This window comes from Zhongshania aliphaticivorans (assembly GCF_001586255.1).
GTDB classification, from domain to species: domain Bacteria; phylum Pseudomonadota; class Gammaproteobacteria; order Pseudomonadales; family Spongiibacteraceae; genus Spongiibacter; species Spongiibacter aliphaticivorans.
Window position 1 is genome coordinate 186832 of record NZ_CP014544.1, and the last position, 21158, is coordinate 207989.

Genomic DNA, 21158 nt, shown 5'->3' on the forward strand with positions numbered 1-21158 from the left:
TGCATATTTTTGAGGCGTTTTGTAAAGCATATTTTGCCCTATGCACTATGTTTGTGCGTAAGCTCGTGGTTTTGGATAGGCCTGCAAAGCCTGATTATTGTCCTGCTTTGTTTGTATGGAGTGACTTCTCTGTAACTTGTTGAATTTAAATAATAAAAATGTAGTTGGCATCGAACATGCTATAGCTAAGACAAGATTGTGCTTGATCACTTTCTATATACCAAAATGCGGAGACTAAAATATGAAATCAATGAAAACTTTACTGGCTGCCGGTGTTGCAGCTGCTTCAATGACGATGATTGCTGCTCCAGCTTCTGCTGAAGTCGCCGCTAGTGTTGGTGTTGCTAGCACTTACTTGTGGCGTGGTTATGACTTAGGCTCCGGTACGCCTGCCGTGTCCGGTGATCTAAGCTACAGCACTAGTGGTGCCTATATTGGCGCTTGGGCATCTTCTGGTGATACATCTGCTGGCACCGAGTACGACCTATACGCTGGCTACGGTATGGAAATTGGTGGCGGTGTAAGTTTCGACATCAGCGTTTGGAATTACAACTATCCTTCGGGCGCTGGCTACCTTGGCACTGAAGAAACGGATTTATTCGAGCATTCTGACCTAATCCTTACCGTTGGTCTTGGCCCAATTAGCGTCTCTTACTATGAGCCGATTGCTGGCCCATCTGGCTACACCTTATACAACTACTACACCGTTAGCGGCAGTGTAGGTGCATTCTCGTTAACTATTGGTATGGAAGATATCGATGGTGACGAAACTATGCACGCCGACCTCTCTTATGCTTATAACGACAATCTGTCGTTTATTGTGAGCCAGCAGGATGGTGATGATGTTTTAGCTGTAGATACAGATCCAAAATTCATTGTTTCTTATAGCTTGCCAATTTCTATGTAATACCCCGACCGGTGACTTGTTGTTGCCGGTCATTTTTTTAACTTAGTCCTAGTGTGTGATTCACGCACATTAACAGGAGATTTCCGATGAAATTGATTACGGCTGTTATTAAGCCATTCAAACTTGATGATGTGCGTGAGGCGCTGTCTGACATCGGCGTACAGGGCATAACTGTTACCGAGGTGAAGGGTTTTGGTCGCCAAAAAGGTCACACAGAGTTGTATCGTGGCGCTGAGTACGTTGTAGATTTTCTTCCTAAGGTGAAGATCGAAGTTGCAGTTGCTGACGGTTCCGTTGAGCCGACTATTGAAGCAATTACTAAATCAGCGAATACCGGCAAAATTGGTGACGGCAAAATTTTTGTAACCGCACTTGAGCAGGTTGTTCGTATCCGTACCGGCGAGACTGGCGAAGACGCTATTTAATTTCGCATTACGGTTGTTATAAACATTAATTAAAAGATTATTCTCTTTCCCTTTGGAGGGCATGTGATGGAAGACATCATACAGGTCAAGTACGCCCTGGACACGTTCTACTTCCTCGTCTGTGGCGCGCTGGTTATGTGGATGGCAGCAGGTTTTGCCATGCTCGAAGCCGGTCTGGTTCGTTCAAAAAATACGACTGAAATTTTAACCAAAAACATCGCACTGTACGCAATTGCCTGCACCATGTATTTGTTGTGCGGTTACACCATTATGTACGGTGGTTCGGAGGGTGGCATTCTGCCTGACTCATGGTTTGGCAATGGCATTTCTGATGCGTCAGTAGAAGAGGTCTTAGCCTCTAACGGCGACATCTACTACTCTGGTTCTTCAGACTTCTTCTTCCAAGTAGTGTTTGTTGCTACTGCTATGTCGATTGTTTCCGGTGCGGTTGCTGAGCGCATGAAACTATGGGCCTTCCTTGCTTTTGCAGTGGTAATGACCGGTGTTATTTACCCACTACAAGGTATGTGGAAATGGGGCGGCGGTTTCTTAGACGCAGCTGGCTTCTCTGACTTCGCGGGTTCTGGTGTGGTTCACATGTGTGGCGCTGCGGCAGCATTGGCTGGTGTATTGCTACTGGGTGCACGTAAGGGCAAGTACGGTGCAAGTGGTCAAGTTAATGCGATCCCTGGCGCTAACCTGCCGTTGGCAACCCTCGGTACCTTCATTCTGTGGATGGGCTGGTTCGGCTTCAACGGCGGCTCTGAGCTGATGGTTTCTAACATTGAAGAAGCCAACGCCACGGCACAAGTATTTGTTAACACCAACGCCGCTGCTTCAGGTGGTTTGATTGCTGCCCTGTTGGTTGCTCGCATTCTGTTCGGTAAAGCGGATTTGACCATGGCATTGAACGGCGCCTTGGCTGGTCTGGTTGCTATTACTGCAGAACCACTGACACCTGGCCCAATGGCCGCAACCTTAATCGGTGCCGTTGGTGGTGTGATTGTTGTGTTCTCGATCTTGGCCTTGGACAAAATCAAAATCGACGATCCAGTTGGTGCGATCTCTGTACACGGTGTTGTTGGTTTGTGGGGCCTGATGGCCGTGCCATTAACGAACACCGATGCCAGCTTTGGTGCTCAGATTTACGGCGCAGCGATCATCTTCGCTTGGGTATTTGGTGCAAGCCTGGTGGTTTGGAGCATACTCAAAGTGGTTATGGGCATACGTGTATCTGAAGAGGAAGAGTACGAAGGTGTCGACCTCTCTGAATGCGGTATGGAAGCTTATCCAGAATTCACCAACAAGTAAGACTCTCCCCGTTTGGTGATTTCAGGGCGCTCATTGAGCGCCCTTTTTTTTGCTTTAGGTTTGACGGGAGACCGGAGACGCAAAAGCCGATCCGGCCACTTTCTCCCCCGCAAGCATCGGCCTAAAATTCTTCTGCGGAGTGATGATTTCGAGTTTGAGTCATACCTGCGCAGGCAGTGATAGGTATCAACCAGAACGAGGTCATACCTGCGCAGGCAGGTATCCACGTGAGCGCAGCGAATGCTTTTGCAAGCAGGGCTGATTTTTATACGACGTTGCTAAGATGAGCCCCTGCCTTCGCAGGGGCGACGCTCGAAAGTCGCATGAGCGATACGGTATGCTCCAGGGTGGCGTCATACCTGCGAAGGCAGTGATGGGTATCAACCAGAACGAGGTCATACCTGCGCAGGCAGGTATCCACGTGAGCGCAGCGAATGCTTTTGCAAGCAGGGCTAATTTTTATACGACGTTGCTGAGATGGACCCCCTGCCTCCGCAGGGGCGATGCTCGAACGTCGCATGAACGATACGATATGCTCCAGCGTGGCGTCATACCTGCGAAGGTAGTGATGGGTATCAACCAGAACGAGGTCATACCTGCGCAGGCAGGTATCCACGTGAGCGCAGCGAATGCTTTTGCAAGCAGGGCTAATTTTTATACGGCGTTGCTGAGATGGGCCCCTGCCTTCGCAGGGGCGACGCTCGAACGTCGCATGAACGATACGTTATGTTCCAGCGTGGCGTCATACCTGCGAAGGCAGTGATGGGTATCAACCAGAACGAGGTCATACCTGCGCAGGCAGGTATCCACGTGAGCGCAGCGAATGCTTTTGCAAGCAGGGCTGATTTTTATACGACGTTGCTGAGATGGGCCCCTGCCTTCGCAGGGGCGACGCTCGAACGTCGCATGAACGATACGTTATGTTTCAGCGTGGCGTCATACCTGCGAAGGCAGTGATGGGTATCAACCAGAACGAGGTCATACCTGCGCAGGCAGGTATCCACGTGAGCGCAGCGAATGCTTTTGCAAGCAGGGCTAATTTTTATACGACGTTGCTGAGATGGGCCCCTGCCTTCGCAGGGGCGACGCTCGAACGTCGCATGAACGATACGGTATGTTTCAGCGTGGCGTCATACCTGCGAAGGTAGTGATAGATATCAACAGAACGAGGTCATACCTGCGCAGGCAGGTATCCACATGAGCGGGTACAAACCGGTCACATAGGTTACAGATTAGCCCGACCACATAGGTAACACTTCTTATCCCACAACGATAAGGAGTTTGTCATGCCTTGGCACAAGACCGACCACGTAAGCGAGCGGGAGCATTTCCTAAAAGCCTGGCTCACAGGCCGTCATTCGATGACGGCACTGTGCAGAGCTTTCGGGATCAGTCGCAAGACGGGCCACAAATGGGTCTATCGCCTTAAAATGGAAGGCATGACTGATTTGTCCGATCGGTCACGAGCACGACACCAGCAAACGCATCAAACGCCTGAATCGATTACCCAGACGCTCATAAACACTAAATTTGCGTTTCCCGATTGGGGGCCCCGTAAAGTCGTTGCGTATTTACGCAATACCCAGCCAGACTCATGCTGGCCTGCGCACAGCACGGTGAGTGAGATTTTCGCTCGCCAAGGGCTTGTAAAGCACCGCGGGAATCGTCGCTATAAGTCACCGGCAAGGACGGCGCCGTTATCTCATGCAAGTGAGCCAAACCGTGTTTGGAGTGTGGATTTCAAAGGCGACTTTCTGCTGGGCAATCAAAAGCGCTGCTATCCCTTAACCGTATTTGATAATTACAGCCGCTACCTGCTGGACTGCAAGGGTCTCTACTCAACACACACAGCGCCCGTCATAGCGGCATTTGAGCGTCTGTTTTACGACTATGGCTTGCCGGACTACCTTCGCTCAGACAACGGCAGTCCGTTTGCGTCTACGCGTATCGGTGGGCTTAGCCAATTCAGCCTATGGTTATTAAAACGAGGAGTGATGCCTGAACGAATACGCCCTGGTCGGCCGCAAGAAAATGGCCGCCATGAACGCTTTCATCGAAGCTTAAAAGCCGCTGTTTGCAAGCCGCCAAAAGGCGATTTATCCGCGCAGCAGCGCGCCTTTAACCACTACCAGTTTAGTTACAACAACTACCGGCCCCATGAGGCGCTCAACGATACGCCACCAGCGCAGCATTACACGCGGTCACCGCGAATTTATACCGGCGAGGAACAGGAGTTTCACTATCCCGATCACTACGTGATCAGAAAAGTGCGTTCCGATGGGAATATGAAATGGAAGCAGCTACCGATCTATGTCGCCAACTTGCTCGCGGGAGAATATATCGGCTTGGAGCCTATCGATGATGGCTGCTGGATGACCTATGTATCGACATTGAAATTAGGCATACTCGATGAGCGACAAAAGCGGATTATTAGACCCGGACAATGAGTTTGAAGTGTAACCCATGTGCCCGGGCTAAAGTGTAACCCCTCTGACCGGTCGTACAGCGCAGCGAATGCTTTTGCAAGCAGGGCTAATTTTTATACGACGTTGCTGAGATGGGCCCCTGCCTTCGCAGGGGCGACGCTCGAAAGTCGCATGAGCGATACGTTATGTTTCAGCGTGGCGTCATACCTGCGAAGGCAGTGATGGGTATCAACCAGAACGAGGTCATACCTGCGCAGGCAGGTATCCACGTGAGCGCAGCGAATGCTTTTGCAAGCAGCGCTAATTTTTATACGACGTTGCTGAGATGGGCCCCTGCCTCCGCAGGGGCGACGCTCGAACGTCGCATGAACGATACGGTATGCTCCAGGGTGGCGTCATACCTACGTAGGCAGGGATAGGTATGGACCAGAACGAGGTCATACCTGCGCAGGCAGGTATCCATGTGAGCGACAGCGAATAAAAAGCGTTTCCCGTCCCCCGTCAAGCGTAGCGCTAGTGCAGGCTTGGCGTTTCATGCGTCTTAACCCAACAGCTTTTTAGCACTTATTTACAGCAAAATACGTGATCACCTTGCCAAACCCCCGCAGCCGAGGCTAAATAGGGTGTAAATTGCAGTAATCATAATGAAGGGGATACTACGGCGATGAAATTAGTCAGTGCGGTTATTAAGCCGTTTAAATTAGATGATGTCCGTGCCGCTTTGTCGGAAATTGGCGTGCAGGGTGTTACGGTAACTGAAGTTAAAGGCTTCGGTCGCCAAAAAGGCCATACCGAGCTGTATCGTGGCGCAGAATACGTTGTCGATTTCCTGCCCAAGGTTAAGTTAGAAATTGCTGTGACCGACGATCAGGTAGAGAAAGTCATTGATACCGTCACTAAGGCCGCTTGTACCGGTAAAATTGGCGACGGTAAAATATTCGTCACCTCGCTTGAGCAAGTTATTCGCATTCGCACCGGCGAGACTGGCGAAGACGCGATCTAAATCACGGTTTACATCAGCAAGTTATAGGCGGCTTTTTAGCCGCCTTTTTTGTGCCGATACAATTCTTTTCTTTAGCTCAAAATATATTAGTTGAACGCGCCGCTAAGAACAAAACAGCCTAATCTGATGCTTGTCAGCTAGGGGATGAAAACAGTATAAAGCGCAATATAAACGCGGGTTTCTTGTTTCCGGGAGGAGTTCGTATGGGGTCGCGTAGTCGTAGTACAGATAGTCAAGTTTCAAACCCAAGCTTTGTGCCGAGCCAAACCGTGCATGATCGTATGCGGGATCAGCTGTCTAAAGATGTCCAAGATTTTTTGGCGCGCGGCGGCGAGATAAAACATCTCGAACCCCATATGCGCAGCAATCTTGCCGACATCGATTCAGACTCCGATACGTTCTGACATCGACATTGGCTAGCGCGTGCTTGAATTCAGTTTTTGAATTAAGTGTGGTAAGTCGCGCCAGTCATCAAAGTGCAGGTCGGCCAGTGGATGTGGTTCCGGCGCGCGTTCTATAAGCCGCGCTTGAATAGCATGCATACCGACCGCCTTTGCCCCAGCGATATCGTCATTGATATTGTCACCTATATGAATACTCTCGTGAGGCAGGCAATCGGCCTGTCTTAATGCTTCCAAAAAGAGTGGCGCTGCGGGTTTGGCGGCGCCAACTTGCTCGGCTCTATAATGGGAGTGAAAGTACTGGCTAATCGGCAGGCGGCTGAGATCGGCATTGCCATTGGTCAAACTAATGAGCAGGAATTCTTGGCTTAATTCGGCAAGTATCTTAGCGCAGTGTTCAAATAGCTGCACATTCTGGCGGGCTTGATAAAAAACATCAAAGGCCGCCGCTGCTAATTCTTGGCTTTGCTCACCATAGCCAGATTCAATTAATGCCTGGTTTAAGCTGTCGAGCCGCCATTGCGAAATATGGTGCTCTAGGCCAGGGTTGGCGCTTAAGTATTGCAGGCGGTGTTCACGCAATGCCTTGGCGCTGAACATAGCGGTGAGCGCGGGCGCTGCGGTTTGCAGGTGTAAATAAAATGCCTGCTCGGCCTTAGCGATGGTGGGGGCGGTATGCCAAAGGGTGTCGTCTAGATCAAAGCTCAGTAGTTTAATCCTGCTCATTATTCACCTTGCGTGTTGCTCGAGGGTGGGCTTTGTCATAGACCTGGGCTAAATGTTGGAAATCCAAATGAGTATAAACTTGGGTCGTCGACAGATTGGCGTGGCCGAGTAACTCTTGGACACCGCGCAAATCGCTGCTGGACTCCAATAAATGGCTGGCAAAGGAATGGCGCAGCATATGCGGGTGAACGTGGGCAGGTAAACCCTGCTGCGTGGCGCGAAAGCGCAGGCGCTGTTGTATTGCGCGGTGACCGAGGCGCTGACCGCGTTGGCCAAGAAACAACGCTTGGTCGGGAGTGAGACTGTCGCGGGCGTTGAGCCATTGCTTCAGGGCCGCAATCGCAATACGACCAATTGGCAGCGTTCGGGTTTTATTGCCTTTGCCGGTCACCGTGACTAAGGCGTCATTTAAATCTAAATCGCCTACATTGAGCGCAGCAAGTTCTGCAAGCCGTAGGCCCGAAGAATAAAACAACTCCATCATGGCGCGGTCGCGAATATCAATGGGCTCATCGCCATCAAACTCTAAGAGCTGCTTAATCATATCGACGTCAAGGGTCTTTGGCAGCCGTTGCGGTCGTTTGGGTGCGCTAATGCCGAGTGCCGGATTGTGAATCGCGCCGCGGTGGCGTATTCGATAGCGGTAGAGGCTGCGCAGCGCGGACAGCAGGCGTTGAATGCTCACTGCGGCAGCGCTGGCACTGCGCCGCTGACCAATAAAATGGCGAATATGGGCGCTGTCTGCGGTGTCGACTGAGGTCAAATTCTGCTGCTCACAGAACACGACGAAGTTCGCAAGGTCATTGCGATAGGCGCTAAGGGTATGCGGCGACAGCCGTCGGGCGGTGGCCAGATAGTCCAAGAAATCCTCGAGTTCGTGCTGAATATTCATGTCGGGCGCCGCAAAGTCAGAGTGCCCAGCTTAAGCACTGCCTCCAGTGGGAGCAAGCGTAGTCGTGCACTTCCTCGTGGCGGATTTATTTTTAGTCGGCACTACTGCTATTTAGGGCGGATATGTTACAACTAAGTTCTCGCTAAATATAAAAAGAGAACAATACGCATGTCGCAAACCCTTTTGCCGCCGGTTAAACAATCACCGCCGTGGTGGCTCACTCTGCCAGAAGATTTCTACTGTCAGTCTGACGGCACTGAGCTCGATGGTGAGTACCCACTAAAGGTTTATGGCACGGCGATAATGGATCGCATGATGCGAACCGGATTAGGCGTAATGATTTCCGGTGCATTGCTACCTCAATTTTTGCTAGGCGGCGGCATGGCTCGCGAGCGGGCACGCATGAATTTTTATGCTGGTTTGGCGGAATCTCGTGAAATTGACGATGTGTTTATACCGCCGCCTAAGGTAAATGTTGAAGCCCATAAAATTGGCCGTTTTAGCTATAAGCCCAAAGACATTCCCGCAGTTGAATTGCGTTTTACTAGCCCGTTTACGCCGCTGAACCCCGAGCTCACTGACAGCTATTTGAGCTATAAGCGTAACCGAACTGCCTGCGCGCAGTATTGGAGCCATCCAGACGGTCCGCGTCCGACCTTAATCTTTGTGCATGGTGTGGTCGAGAGCTCGTATGCCTTTAATAGCGTGTTCTTTTCGCTGAGCTCGTTTTACAACAATGGTTACGACATATTGCTAATGACCCAGCCGTTTCACGGCTCTCGCGCCGAGCCACGTCATCCTTTTAGTGGTTACGGCCTCTTTGCCGGGGGCTTTTCGCAGCTAAATGAAGGTATGCTCCAAGCCGTGTCTGATGCGCGGGTGTTTATAGACTACTTATTTGAGCGCGGCGCGCCCCACGTCGGGATTAGCGGTCTTAGTTTGGGTGGTTATTTGAGTTCAATAATGGCGGTTGTTGAGCCACGCTTAGCATTTTGTATACCGAACTCACCTTTAGTCTCTCCGGTCGATACCGTGCGCAGCTGGCAGCCAACGGGTGCCCTAATGGACTTGATTGGCACGCGCACCGGTTTAACGCCAATGGATCTTCGTCGCGGCCTGGCAATACACAGCCCACTAAGTTACCAGCCCAAGCTTGACCCAGAACGGGTCATGATCATCGGCGGCGCTGGCGACCGCTTTACCCCGCCGCGCTTTGTGCGCCTGCTCCACGCTCACTGGCCAGAATCCCATTTGCACTGGTTTCCGGGTAATCACCTTGTGCACTTAGGGCAGAGTGAGTACTTGAAGTTAATGCAGCTGTTTATGGATAGACATTGTCAGGCAGTGACGACGGATGCGGGAGGTGCTTGACCGGAGACGGTGAACCCAAAGGCGCTATGCTCTGCAGTCTAGCTAGCGCTTCGTTGCCAAAGTGGACCTCCTGCCTTCGCAGGAGTGATGGCCAAGAGTAAGCGTCTGTCTCGCCACCGAGTCATACCTGCGTAGGCAGGTATCCAAATGAGCGCAGCGAATGCCTTATGGCGCCAACGTCTACGCCTAAACTTTGTTGTAAAGATGGACCCCTGCCTTCGCAGGGGCAGAGTCCGGCTTCGCAGGAGTGCCAGTTGGTTTAGCTTGATGGGTTTGTCGTTGTGCCTTCGCAGAAGCGACGGCCAAGAGTAAGCGTCTGCCTCGCCGTCGAGTCATCCCTGCGCAGGCAGGGATCCATGTGAGCGCAGCGAATGCCTTATGGCGCCATCGTCTACGCCCAAACTTTGTTGTAAAGATGGACCCCTGCCTTCGCAGGGGCGACGCCCGAACCTTCGCAGGGCCAGAGTCCGGCTTCGCAGGGGCAGAGTCCGGCTTCGCAGGAGTGCCAGTTGGTTTAGCTTGATGGGTTTGTCGTTATGCCTTCGCAGAAGCGACGGCCAAGAGTAAGCGTCTGCCTCGCCACCGAGTCATACCTGCGTAGACAGGTATCCAAATGAGCGCAGCGAATGCCTTTTGGCGCCATCGTCTACGCCCAAACTTTGTTGTAAAGATGGACCCCTGCCTTCGCAGGGGCGACGCCCGAACCTTCGCAGGGGCAGAGTCCGGCTTCGCAGGAGTGCCAGTTGGTTTAGCTTGATGGGTTTGTCGTTATGCCTTCGCAGAAGCGACGGCCAAGAGTAAGCGTCTGCCTCGCCACCGAGTCATACCTGCGTAGGCAGGTATCCAAATGAGCGCAGCGAATGCCTTTTGGCGCCATCGTCTACGCCCAAACTTTGTTGTAAAGATGGACCCCTGCCTTCGCAGGGGCGACGCCCGAACCTTCGCAGGGCCAGAGTCCGGCTTCGCAGGGGCAGAGTCCGGCTTCGCAGGAGTGCCAGTTGGTTTAGCTTGATGGGTTTGTCGTTATGCCTTCGCAGAAGCGACGGCCAAGAGTAAGCGTCTGCCTCGCCACCGAGTCATACCTGCGTAGACAGGTATCCAAATGAGCGCAGCGAATGCCTTTTGGCGCCATCGTCTACGCCCAAACTTTGTTGTAAAGATGGACCCCTGCCTTCGCAGGGGCGACGCCTGAACCTTCGCAGGGGCAGAGTCCGGCTTCGCAGGAGTGCCAGTTGGTTTAGCTTGATGGGTTTGTCGTTATGCCTTCGCAGGAGTGATGGTCAAGAGTAAGCGTCTGTCTCGCCACCGAGTCATACCTGCGTAGGCAGGTATCCAAATGAGCGCAGCGAATGCCGTTTGGTTTTAGCGTCTCCCATCTCCCCGCTAAAGAAACGGTCCCTTCATCAGCTTGGGCAGGCAGCGATTCACTACCTCGGCAATGTATTCTAGAAACAGCGTGCCCATGCTAGATTTAAAATGCTGGGGGTTTTTACTGGCAATCGCAATCACGCCGTCGATATTGCCGGCCTGCACTGGCATTAAGGCGGCTGAGCCAATGTGGTCGGCATGTTGGCCAAACAAAAAGCTCAATTCTTCGGGGCGGAGTACACCGCAAATTGCCTTTTTACCCCGCAGTAAGCTGCCAATTTGCTGCTGGGCCTGCTCGGGGCTAACGACGCGAAGTACACTGCTGCCAACTCGATTGGGGTCGGCAAATAAGATCAAGCTGGCGTAGTCGATGTCGTCGAAGTCGCTAACTAAGTTGCGGCAGAGGTTGTTGCTTAGCTCTTCGGCGCGCTTTGACTCTATTAAGGTCAAAATAAGATTTTTACTGCGCTCAAATAACTGGTCGTTGCGGGTCGCATTGTCGAGCAATTTACTGAGACGGCTGCGCATGTCCATATTGCGTTCGCGCAGAATTTCAACCTGACGCTCGGCCAAGTTAACGACTTTACCGGTTTGGTGGGTCAGCTTTAATTCAGACAATATGTCTTCGTTGTTGAGAAAGAAGCCGGGGTGGTTGCGTAAATAACGGGCAACTTCACTCTCGCTGGGTAGACCATCTTTTTTGGGGGGTGCACTGTCCACAGGCGATCCTATATTTGTATCTGGCCTTCGAAAACGGTCGTGGCGGGGCCTGTCATAATAACGGGCTGGCCCGCGCCTTGCCACTCTATACTCAAACTACCACCGGGCAGGTGCACGGTAACTTCCGGGTTTAGCTTGCCTTGCACAATACCGCTAACTACGGCGGCGCAGGCGCCGGTACCGCAGGCGAGGGTTTCACCCACGCCGCGTTCAAATACCCTCAGCTTAATGGTGTCGCGATTGACAATTTGCATAAAGCCGACGTTGACCCGCTGCGGGAAGCGCGAATGTTGCTCGGCAATAGGACCGACTTCGGCCACCGGCGCGGTGTCAACATCATCAACGGGTAGAATGACGTGGGGATTGCCCATGGAAACTGCACCAACCCGCCATTCCACCCCATTTATTGCCAAGAGGTAGTCCGCCGCTTGGTTTTCTGCTGTAAAGGGTATGCGTTTGGGGTCGAGCACCGGGGCGCCCATATCAACGCGCACGTGACGGTTTTCGGTTATCTCAAGCTCGATGATTCCAGCGAGGGTCTCTACCTTAATTCGCTCTTTGCCGGTAAGGCGTTTGTCGCGGATATAGCGGGCAAAACAGCGCGCGCCATTGCCGCACTGCTCAACTTCACTGCCTTCGGCATTGTAGATACGATAGCGAAAATCGACGTCGGGCTGGGTGGGGATTTCCACCGCCAGAACTTGGTCGCAACCAATCCCAAAATGCCGGTCGGCAATTTTACGAATATGGTGCGGCTTAAGCTTAAAGCGCTGGGTGATGAGATCGATAACGACAAAATCATTACCCAGGCCATGCATTTTGGTAAAACGTAACTGCATCGCAAAACCCTGTGGTGCGCCTCACCGGTGGCGCGGTTAACGATGCGGGCGGGTTGCTAAGTAGAGGGTGCGGTCCAGTGCAGCCGCAGTGCGGCTATCGGATCTTGCGCCCTCAGGGCAACACAGCTTCACCACGCATCAGGTCGGTGACAGTTTCGCGGGCGCGAATAAGGTGACATTGATCGCCGTCTACCATCACTTCCGCCGCGCGTCCTCGGCTATTGTAATTGGAACTCATGGTAAATCCATAGGCACCGCTAGACGCCAGTGCGAGCAAGTCGCCCTCGGCAATGCGCAATTCGCGGTCTTTGGCAAGAAAGTCACCGGTTTCGCAGACTGGCCCAACAAAGTCGTATGTACGTAAAACGCCCTCATTGCGGGGTTTTACCGCCAATAACTCCATCCATGCTTCGTACAAAGAGGGCCGGATCATGTCATTCATGGCGGCGTCGATAATCGCGAAATTTTTATGCTCATTTAACTTTAAATATTCAACCGTGGTCAGCAACACGCCCGCATTGGCGGTTATCGAACGCCCTGGTTCAAACATCAAGGTTACTTTGCGCTCGCCCAAACGAGCGCGTATCGCAGCGATATATTCGCCAGTAAGCGGTGCGACTTCATCGCGATAGCGAACCCCCAGGCCACCGCCTAAATCGAGGTGAGAAATGGTGATGTCCATCGCCGCCAGGGTGTCGACCAGGCTGAGCACGCGGTCGAGGGCGTCAAGGAATGGGCTGGTATCGATCAGCTGTGAGCCAATATGGCAGTCCACCCCTTTGATGGTGATATTGCTCAGACTCGCGGCGCGGCGATAAACCTCGGGGGCCCGCGCGATATCGATGCCAAACTTATTGTCCTTCAGGCCGGTTGAAATATAGGGGTGGGTTTTGGCATCCACATCGGGGTTTACCCGAATGGAAATGGGGGCGCTAACGCCCATATCAGTGGCGACCTGATTAAGACGCTCTAGCTCAGCTTCTGATTCCACATTAAAGCAGTGAATACCCACTTCTAAGGCTCGGCGCATTTCCGCGGCGGTCTTGCCCACACCAGAAAAAACAATACGCTCGGCTTTACCACCCGCCGCCAGCACTCGCTCTAACTCACCAACGGAGACAATATCAAAACCTGCGCCCAGACGCGCTAAGACATTGAGCACTGCAATATTGGAGTTGGCTTTAACCGCGTAACAAACCAAGTGATCTTGGCCTGCCAATGCCTCGGTGTATTCAGTAAAGCGTTGCTCTAAATACGCGCGGGAATACACATAGCAAGGGCTGCCGAACTGCTGAGCAATACTGCTGAGGGCAACGGACTCGGCGTGAAGCTCGCCGTTAATATACTGAAAAGGCGTCATGAAAGCGTTCTCTACTTAGACTGCGCGCTGGCATTGGCTGGGGCGTCATTTTTTTCAGGTAGTACCAGCGGCCCTGTTTGCCCGCAGGCGGCAATTAAAAAGCCAAGGCAAAGCACTGCAATACGAAAAGCGGCCACGGTGTCATCCTCAAAATTGACTGAGGCGCGCATTATACCTAGGGTGTGAATGAATAACACACCAGCGAGCTGGTCGACTGTGGTCATAAGCTGGCCGGGCTTAGTATACTGCCGCCAACCAGCCGCGATCAGGAAGCCAAGCCCAATATGAATGAAGTAGAGTTTAACGACAATATCGACGAACTGTATGTTGCTATCGAAGACGCCGTCGATGAACTAGAGGCTGACGTAGACTGCGAAATTAGCGGCGGTGTACTCACCCTAAAAGCACCGGATGGCAGCGCGATGATCTTTAGCCGCCAAAGCGCCAGCCGCGAATTGTGGCTAGCAGCACGGTCAGGTGGATTTCACTACAGCTGGGTTGACGGGCAGTGGTACTGCCAACGCACCGAGCAAAGCTTGGCCCAGATGTTAGCGGAAATAGGCCTAGAGCAAATAGGCGAAGAATTGGTTTTGGGGTGAGTCGGACGTCAAAATCATTCGCTGCGCTCACATGGATCCCTGCCTGCGCAGGGATGACAAAATAGAATTATGAAGTTGAGCTTTCAGTCACTCCTGCGTAGGCAGGAGTCTATTGCTGCAATGGAGTTGGGGCTTAGACGCTGCCTCAATAAGCATTCGCTGCGCTCATATGGATCCCTGCCTACGCAGGGAAGACGTATAGGGAGTCGAAGTATGACGGAACCTGCGCCTGACTCAATTAATCGTCACTCCTGCGAAGGCAGGAGTCTATTTCTGTAGCAGCGTTCGGACTTAGGCGTTGAGCGATAAAGCATTCGCTGCGCTTGTATGGTATTCCCAGCCTTGATTATGGATGATATCAAGGCGCCGGGGAGGTGGAGGCTGGTCGCTACGCATCCGCCACGAAAATCGTGTACGGCCCACGTGAGAGTTTGCCCTGCCTCCCCACTCATCCAAAAGCGCCTATAAAGAATCCAGCCCCTGTACGGCCGATTTCCGCAAGCTAGCGCCAGTGATGAACCCCGACTATGTATAGATTAGACCGGAGGATCGCCCATGACAATGCACGCTACATTAGAAGGTCTCGGAGTTGATGTCGCTAAAGAGTGGCTCGATATTTTCAACGGTTGTGTTGTTGTTCGAATCGATAATACGGCAAAGGCAATTCGGGCCTACCTAAAATCACTACCGAGTGACATGCCCATCGCCGTTGAGGCAACCAACTCCTACCATGAAGAATTTGTACACTTGGCGCTTGCTACCGGCCATACCATTTACTTGGTTGATGCCTGCAAGGTCGCTCGTTATCGAGAAGCCGTTGGCGTGAGAATAAAAACGGATGGTGCGGATGCACAGCTTCTACTTCGTTATCTTAACGCTGAAATAGCTCATCTACGGCCTTATCAACTGCCGCCTAAAGCAGTTAAACGAATGATGACCTTACTCCGAGCACGAGCAAAGCTAACCCACTCAAAGGCGGCGCTAAAACTATCATTAGCGGGAATTGGCGAAATAGCACAAACCCGCAACGCACTGTTCGCCCGCTTTGATCATGCTATCGCGGTGATAGACAAAAAACTTGTTGAGTGTGTCAAACAGTCAGGGTACATCGATGACTACAACCGCTGCTTAACCATTAATGGCGTTGGCCCCCTCAATGCAGCTGCTCTGGTCGCCTTTTATCATCGCGGCGAGTTTAGTAAAGCTGATTCGTTTGTGTCATTTATGGGGCTTGATGTGCGGGTAAAAGAATCGGGACGGTATAGGGGAAAGCGCAAGCTCACTAAGAAAGGGAATCCCGAGATTCGGCGATTGTTGTTTAACGCGGCTAGAGTCGGTGCAAGAACGGAGCAATGGAAGCCTTACTATGATGCTTTACGTGAGCGAGGGCTTACGACAACTGCCGCTGCTGTCGCAGTCTCTCGCAAGATTGCTAAGTTGGCATTTGCTTTGATGAGAGATCAAACAGAATATCAGCCAAGAATGGCGTAAAAGCTTGCCTCTGAACATAGAATCTCACATGGATCCCTGCCTGCGCAGGGATGACAAAATAGAATTATGAAGTTGAGCTTTCAGTCACCCCTGCGGAGGCAGGGGTCCATCTCAGCAACGGAGCGCAAAGTTAACACTTCCACCACAGACATTCGCTGCGCTCACATGGATACCTTCCTGCGAAGGTATGACCAAATGTCCTAAACACAAACGTTCCGTCACTCCTGCGAAGCCGGACTCTGCCCCTGCGAAGGCAGGGGCATCTAGCTACGAAGCCGGTATTGCTCTAACCGCACATAAATTTGGCGTCTCCGGTCCAGCATCTAGCCCCAGAATTTGAACCGTAAGCTCATTGCGACAATACCGAGGTGTTCAGTATCTCTTCAATATGTTGCTTGTAGCGTAAATAAACACAGGTTTGCTGTGGTGGCTGGCTGCTGAGGTTTATTGCGTCGAGTTGATAGTGGGTAGGGCGAGTTTCTTGCAGCAGTAATTGGCTGGCTAGCTGGTCAAATAAAGCGGGGCCCGCTTTGTCATAGCTGAAGTGCTGGTCTCGGTAGCGCATATCAAACACTAAGCGCCCCTTGCTGTCGGTTTTGGCGATGGCTTCAAGTTGCACGCGAGTATCTTCGGCTGGGCTTTTGGTTATTAATTCATTTAGGTCTAATGCTTGGCTGCGCCAGCGGTTGTCCTGCTGGTGGAGTTCAAATAGGCGAAACTGATGTTTGCCTGCTTGCTCAGTGCGGCAGCGCTGCAGAAATAAAACCAATGGGAGTAAAAGCTGGTTAACATTGCTAAACGCGGCGGTGGTGTAGTGCAGAGAGCCACGCTCATCGCGCACAAAGAGGTCGGCAAAGTCGTCCCGACGATGGAAAAACACATAGCAATCTGGGGTGGTGGCGGTATCTACTATGCTTGCTAGCGCGGAGTTTGGTGCACAGTATTGGTCCATTAACACAGGGCTGAAGCTGGTTTGCCCCCGTCCCAGGCACTGTATTAGCGTGGAATAGCTATGGGCGTGAATGCTGCGTAATTCATCGTTTTCAGTTTGTAATATATGGAAGCCATTACTTAGTTTAATAATGACTCGCTTATTTTTGGGTTGAGTATAAAACGCGCGATGTAATAGACGCGGCAGGTGCCGGACGCGTTTGCGTAGTTTTTGTTCTGGGTCATTAAAGCACAGGGCGTCGATGATAGGTGCTGCACTGGCTTTAGAGGCCGCCAGCATTAACTGTTGGTAAACCCGAAAGGCGTCGATAATGGCTTCTTGTCCGGCAAAGGCAAGCGACGAGACCTCCCCCCAGCTATTAATGACCACAATTTCAATATGGGTTATTGGGTAGCTGCTATTGTGTTTGGCGAGTCCGGCGGCGCCGAGTGAGCTGAGTGCGCCTTGACCTAAATTAATATACAGCAGCATTGCTTCTGGTACTTTGGGGCGATTAAACGCTTCGTGTTTATGCGGATCTGCTGCATAGGCCTTGCGGGGAAGGTGGCCGCTTAAGTGACGGGCCATTTCTCGTAGGTCATTTTCAGACACACCGTCCTGCCGGGCATTGAGTCGTAGCTGTGTGTAGTCGTTAATGAGGCCATTACAAAAACACCAACACAATAGCCCGCTAAGGTGCTCGTGTTCTTGCAGAATAGCGTCGTGCTCAAAATCGTGGCGGGCGCTGCTACTCACTGCCCAGCGTCGTTGCTCGCCGAAGCCTAAGGTGTGAAAGAATAATTGCTCTTCGGATACGTCGGGCGCAATACCTGGGTTTAGCCACTCCACTTTATTGCGTTTGCGTTCAAAGGCCGCGTAGAGCTTGCGACCGAGCAGGGTCATTTCTTGCGATTTAATCAGGGCCGGACTATTACTCTGCTGGGCAAAATCCTGCAAAAAGCGGTAGCTATTGGTGAGCTCGGCAACTAAGAAACGATGTTCATCACGTACCCGGCGAATTTTCCAGCGACTGCGAGTATCTAGGTTCAGAAGTTGCTCTGGAGGCCACTGCCACTGCGCAATGAGTGTCTCGAGTAATTTCCGCCGCCAAGGCGCTGCGCTGCCAGCGGTCTGTGAAAGTCGAATACCGACTTTAAAATAAAAAGCACGGCGAATTAGCTCAAGGCGATCAAATTCATTGCGCGAGCTTAAATACTCGGCCAAGCGCCGGTACACCATGATATAGGGGTCAAAGTCGTCACTGCTGACCTCGCCGCGGTAAACAGCTTCTTTCAAATCAATACACAGCGGCACCACATTGGGGAAATTGCGGGCGTAGGCCTCGGTCAGCAATAGCTTTAGCACCGCCTTATAGGGCGAGCTAATGGCCTTGTAGAGCTGCCAAACCCCGGCGCCAATAAACTCGCCGGCAGGGATATCGGAAACCCCGCCAAAATCAATAGACTCGTCAGGTCCAACAAAGCCCTGGGCGTGCAGTAACGCGGTGTATTCTTGGTAATTCACTTCTTCGCTCGGGGGCACCAACCACCATAGCGGGTAGCGACCAGCCACCAGCAAGGCGCTGCGATAAAACTCGTCTAACAATAAATAATGTTGGCTGGTGCCAGCGGATTCGGCGCTAATGCGGTCACGCTGGCCGCGACGAAACTGCTCACTGTCCATCAAGAAAAAGTGAATATCTAAACCGAGGCTGCGGGCCCAGTCTGAAATGGCGGCGGCTTTATTGTACAAGCGCTGTAAGCCGAGTTCGTCAATGCTGTTGTGATGACAGAGCCATACGTCAAGGTCGGAGTCTTCAGCCTGAGCGACCGTGCCGCATGAGCCCATTAAAAAAACACTGTGGATTAGCGGCGTTGCTTGTTCGTCGTGACGGTATTGCACACTGCGCGCAATATTACTGCGCACCCGCTCCAGGGTTAACTCGTCGGGCGTGTAGCCGTCGATACCACAGGGGGTGTTAGCGCTTTTATAGCCCGGCAGTATGGGGTGGTTGATATGAATCAGCAGCGGCAATAAGTCTAAGAATATTTGCTGACGGGGCAAGAGTGCCGTGCGGGTGCGCAGCAAACGCTCATGATTGAGCTTGGTAAATCGTTCGCGCACCTGTTTTAAACCGGCGTGGCTAATGCCGCGGTCAAACAGAGGGTGGCTGATCGATTTTTCCGTCATACAGGGCCTGTTAGCGCAGGATTAAATTTAGTCCGCCTACTGTAGCCGCATTCGCCGCTTTCTGTCATGCCTTGGGCTGGCTAGCTGGTGATTGGCGATTAAGCTCACGAATCAGCAAATGTCCTTGCGCATTCACTGTCGCCTGCCAACCTTCGGCGAGCCAGGTGGTGGCCACGGTTTCGCTAATGAGCGCGGGGCCTAAAATCCTTTGCCCGCTGGCCAGCTCATCACGCACAAAGCGCGGGGTGGCGTGGTAGGCCTTGGCGAAAAAAACAGAGCCTTGGTCTATTGGCTGACAAGGTGGGCGCGGCGCTAAATTCGGCAGGGGCGGGATCGACGTGGCGGCGCGCAGGGCTTGGCGAATATTAACGAGCTGCACCGGCAGCGTCAGCCTATGCCCGTAACGTTGTTCGTGGGCTTGGTGAAAGGCCTTCTCTAGATCGGCCAGCGAAGTCTGCCAAGGGATATTTAAGGTATAGGACTGCCCGCTGTAACACAGATCGACACTGGGGTGCTCGGTGATCTCGGCGTCGTCAACGCCTTCGTTTTGCAATTGCGCGCGGCCAGTGAGCGCCAAATTATGTAAATGCCCCAACACTGCTTCACTACTAACCGACGCAAGCTTGGCATTGAGCGTGCGAGATAATTGCCGCTCTTTAGGCGCCAGCAACATGCCTAAGGCAGAAAATACCCCGCCGTAATTGGGCACAATAATCTCGGTGCAGCCCAAGGCTTCGGCGAGTGCGCACACGTGTAAACCTCCGGCGCCGCCAAAACAGCAGAGACTAAACTCGGCAGGGTCGTAGCCGCGCTGCACAGAGATCACCCGCAGTGCGCGGATCATATGCTCGTTGGCAATGGCGATAATTCCTGCGGCAGCCTCTTCAATACTCAAGTGTAACTGCTGCGCGAGCGCACCGACGGCGCTGCGGGCGGCGTTGATATCAAGCGGCATCGCGCCGCCGAGCTTGGCACTCGCGGGCAGGCGGCCCAGCACCATATTGGCATCGGTGACCGTGGCCTTTCGTCCGCCTTTGTTATAACAGGCGGGGCCGGGGTCGGCGCCCGCCGACTCCGGGCCCACCCTCAGCATGCCGCCCTCATCAACATAGGCAATGGAGCCACCGCCAGCGCCTATGGTATGCATATCCACCATGGGAACCGCGACAGGGTAAGGGCCAATTTTGCCTTCGTTAGTGAGTTTTATCTCGCCATGGATCAAGGCTACATCGCTGGACGTGCCACCCATGTCAAAGCTCATCAAGTGAGGGCGCGGCAAACTATCGGCAAGATGCTTTACCGCCGCCAAGCCCCCAGCAGGGCCTGATAAAAGCAAATTTACCGCCCGTTGACCGGCGTTGGCGGCGTCAGTAGTGCCGCCGGAAGACTGCATAATTGACAGTGGCGTGGTCTTTAACTCGGCCTGCAAACGACCAAGATAGCTGGCCACTTTGGGGCCAAGCCAGGCATTTAACCACGTCGCCATGCCTCGCTCATACTCCTTGTATTCAGGCAAAACCTGCGAAGAGCGCGACACAAACACAGCCTCCGGCATGGCCTCGGCAATGGCCTTTTCAAAGCGATCATCTATAAACGAGAATAATAAATTGATCGCTACTGCTTCAGGCTTGAGTGTTCGAATCTGCTCTTGCAACGCGGCGATGTCATTTGCGGTGAGGTCGTCGATAAGCTTACCGTCGGCACCAATACGCCCACCGGTTTCTAAACACAAGTTCGCGGGTACCGGTTCGGGTTTTGGTGCCGGACGTAAATCATATAGGGCCGAACGGGTTTGCCGACCAATGGTGAGCATATCGCCAAAACCGCGATTTGTAATAAACGCCGTGCGCACCCCCTTGCCTTCCAACGCGGCATTGGTGGCAACGGTTGAACCGTGCACCACAACTAAATGGCCAGCGGCAATGAGCTCCGTCAGGCCCAACGCGCGAATTCCCGTTAAAATGGCCTGCTCGGGGTGATCTGGGGTAGACAGACACTTATAACTGCGAACTTGCTGCTCATAAAACAACACAAAATCGGTAAACGTACCGCCAGTGTCCACACCAAGATAAGCAATGTGAGGGGCTAGTGACATACGTGCGCGCCATAAAGAATTTGGCGTATTGTCGCCAGTAATACCGGGGATGTCATGTTGTTTAAAGCATTCGCTGCGCTCATATGGATCCCTGCCTTCGCAG

17 protein-coding genes are annotated in these 21158 nt (G+C 52.6%); 9 read left to right on the forward strand and 8 right to left on the reverse strand.

All coding sequences use genetic code 11. From position 1 onward, the window contains the following. Window positions 1-241: 241 nt before the first annotated feature. From AZF00_RS00915 to AZF00_RS00960, 6 genes are all read left to right on the forward strand, one after another. Window positions 242-907, forward strand: a complete 666-nt coding sequence (locus AZF00_RS00915; RefSeq protein WP_062382458.1) for a TorF family putative porin — start codon at window positions 242-244, stop codon at window positions 905-907. 86 nt (window positions 908-993) lie between these two features. Then, a complete protein-coding gene (gene glnK / locus AZF00_RS00920; RefSeq protein WP_008253407.1) occupies window positions 994-1332 on the forward strand; it encodes a P-II family nitrogen regulator in 339 nt (112 codons plus the stop codon). A 66-nt stretch (window positions 1333-1398) separates the two neighbouring features. Next, window positions 1399-2643 (forward strand): ammonium transporter AmtB, encoded by a 1245-nt coding sequence (locus tag AZF00_RS00925; protein WP_062382461.1) that lies wholly within the window; start codon window positions 1399-1401, stop codon window positions 2641-2643. A gap of 1286 nt (window positions 2644-3929) precedes the next feature. After that, window positions 3930-5090, forward strand: coding sequence for a DDE-type integrase/transposase/recombinase (locus tag AZF00_RS00945; RefSeq protein ID WP_062382475.1), 1161 nt, complete (start codon window positions 3930-3932; stop codon window positions 5088-5090). Between the two features lie 643 nt (window positions 5091-5733). Then, window positions 5734-6072: a P-II family nitrogen regulator gene (gene glnK, locus AZF00_RS00955; protein ID WP_008253411.1), complete on the forward strand. Its 339-nt coding sequence runs from the start codon at window positions 5734-5736 to the stop codon at window positions 6070-6072. Between the two features lie 203 nt (window positions 6073-6275). After that, entirely contained in the window at window positions 6276-6476 is a 201-nt protein-coding gene (locus AZF00_RS00960; RefSeq protein WP_008253412.1) for a hypothetical protein, read from the forward strand. 12 nt (window positions 6477-6488) lie between these two features. Here AZF00_RS00960 and AZF00_RS00965 read toward each other — a convergent pair whose 3' ends face one another. Together AZF00_RS00965 and xerC are read right to left on the reverse strand one after the other, a co-directional pair. Continuing rightward, on the reverse strand, window positions 6489-7199 hold the full coding sequence (locus tag AZF00_RS00965; protein ID WP_008253413.1) for an HAD family hydrolase: 711 nt from the start codon (window positions 7197-7199) through the stop codon (window positions 6489-6491). After that, window positions 7186-8091, reverse strand: a complete 906-nt coding sequence (gene xerC / locus AZF00_RS00970) for a tyrosine recombinase XerC (RefSeq protein WP_008253414.1) — start codon at window positions 8089-8091, stop codon at window positions 7186-7188. The genes AZF00_RS00965 and xerC overlap by 14 nt, the downstream gene beginning before the upstream one ends. A 168-nt stretch (window positions 8092-8259) precedes the next feature. On the opposite strand from xerC, the gene AZF00_RS00975 reads away from it, so the two are divergent. Beyond that, window positions 8260-9462, forward strand: coding sequence for an alpha/beta hydrolase family protein (locus tag AZF00_RS00975; protein WP_062382481.1), 1203 nt, complete (start codon window positions 8260-8262; stop codon window positions 9460-9462). A gap of 1383 nt (window positions 9463-10845) precedes the next feature. Here the strand turns inward: AZF00_RS00975 and AZF00_RS00980 are convergent. The 4 genes from AZF00_RS00980 to lptM all read right to left on the reverse strand — a co-directional run bounded on the left by AZF00_RS00980 (window position 10846) and on the right by lptM (window position 13973). Then, complete coding sequence (locus AZF00_RS00980; protein ID WP_062382485.1) at window positions 10846-11550, reverse strand: DUF484 family protein; 705 nt, start codon at window positions 11548-11550, stop codon at window positions 10846-10848. A gap of 8 nt (window positions 11551-11558) precedes the next feature. Next, the gene (gene dapF / locus AZF00_RS00985) at window positions 11559-12389 is read right to left on the reverse strand and encodes a diaminopimelate epimerase (protein ID WP_062382488.1); all 831 of its coding nucleotides are present in this window, start codon (window positions 12387-12389) and stop codon (window positions 11559-11561) included. Window positions 12390-12501: 112 nt separating this feature from the next. Further along, on the reverse strand, window positions 12502-13749 hold the full coding sequence (gene lysA / locus AZF00_RS00990) for a diaminopimelate decarboxylase (RefSeq protein ID WP_062382492.1): 1248 nt from the start codon (window positions 13747-13749) through the stop codon (window positions 12502-12504). An 11-nt stretch (window positions 13750-13760) separates the two neighbouring features. Next, entirely contained in the window at window positions 13761-13973 is a 213-nt protein-coding gene (lptM, locus tag AZF00_RS00995; RefSeq protein WP_062382495.1) for an LPS translocon maturation chaperone LptM, read from the reverse strand. A gap of 60 nt (window positions 13974-14033) precedes the next feature. On the opposite strand from lptM, the gene cyaY reads away from it, so the two are divergent. After that, on the forward strand, window positions 14034-14348 hold the full coding sequence (gene cyaY / locus AZF00_RS01000; protein WP_008253420.1) for an iron donor protein CyaY: 315 nt from the start codon (window positions 14034-14036) through the stop codon (window positions 14346-14348). A gap of 555 nt (window positions 14349-14903) precedes the next feature. Continuing rightward, window positions 14904-15839, forward strand: coding sequence for an IS110 family transposase (locus AZF00_RS01005; RefSeq protein ID WP_062382498.1), 936 nt, complete (start codon window positions 14904-14906; stop codon window positions 15837-15839). Window positions 15840-16188: 349 nt separating this feature from the next. Here the strand turns inward: AZF00_RS01005 and AZF00_RS01010 are convergent, their stop codons facing one another. Both AZF00_RS01010 and AZF00_RS01015 read right to left on the reverse strand, forming a co-directional pair. Further along, window positions 16189-18960 (reverse strand): class I adenylate cyclase, encoded by a 2772-nt coding sequence (locus AZF00_RS01010; protein ID WP_062382501.1) that lies wholly within the window; start codon window positions 18958-18960, stop codon window positions 16189-16191. Window positions 18961-19024: 64 nt separating this feature from the next. Continuing rightward, window positions 19025-21055 (reverse strand): hydantoinase/oxoprolinase family protein, encoded by a 2031-nt coding sequence (locus AZF00_RS01015; protein WP_062382505.1) that lies wholly within the window; start codon window positions 21053-21055, stop codon window positions 19025-19027. Between the last annotated feature and the right edge of the window lie 103 nt (window positions 21056-21158).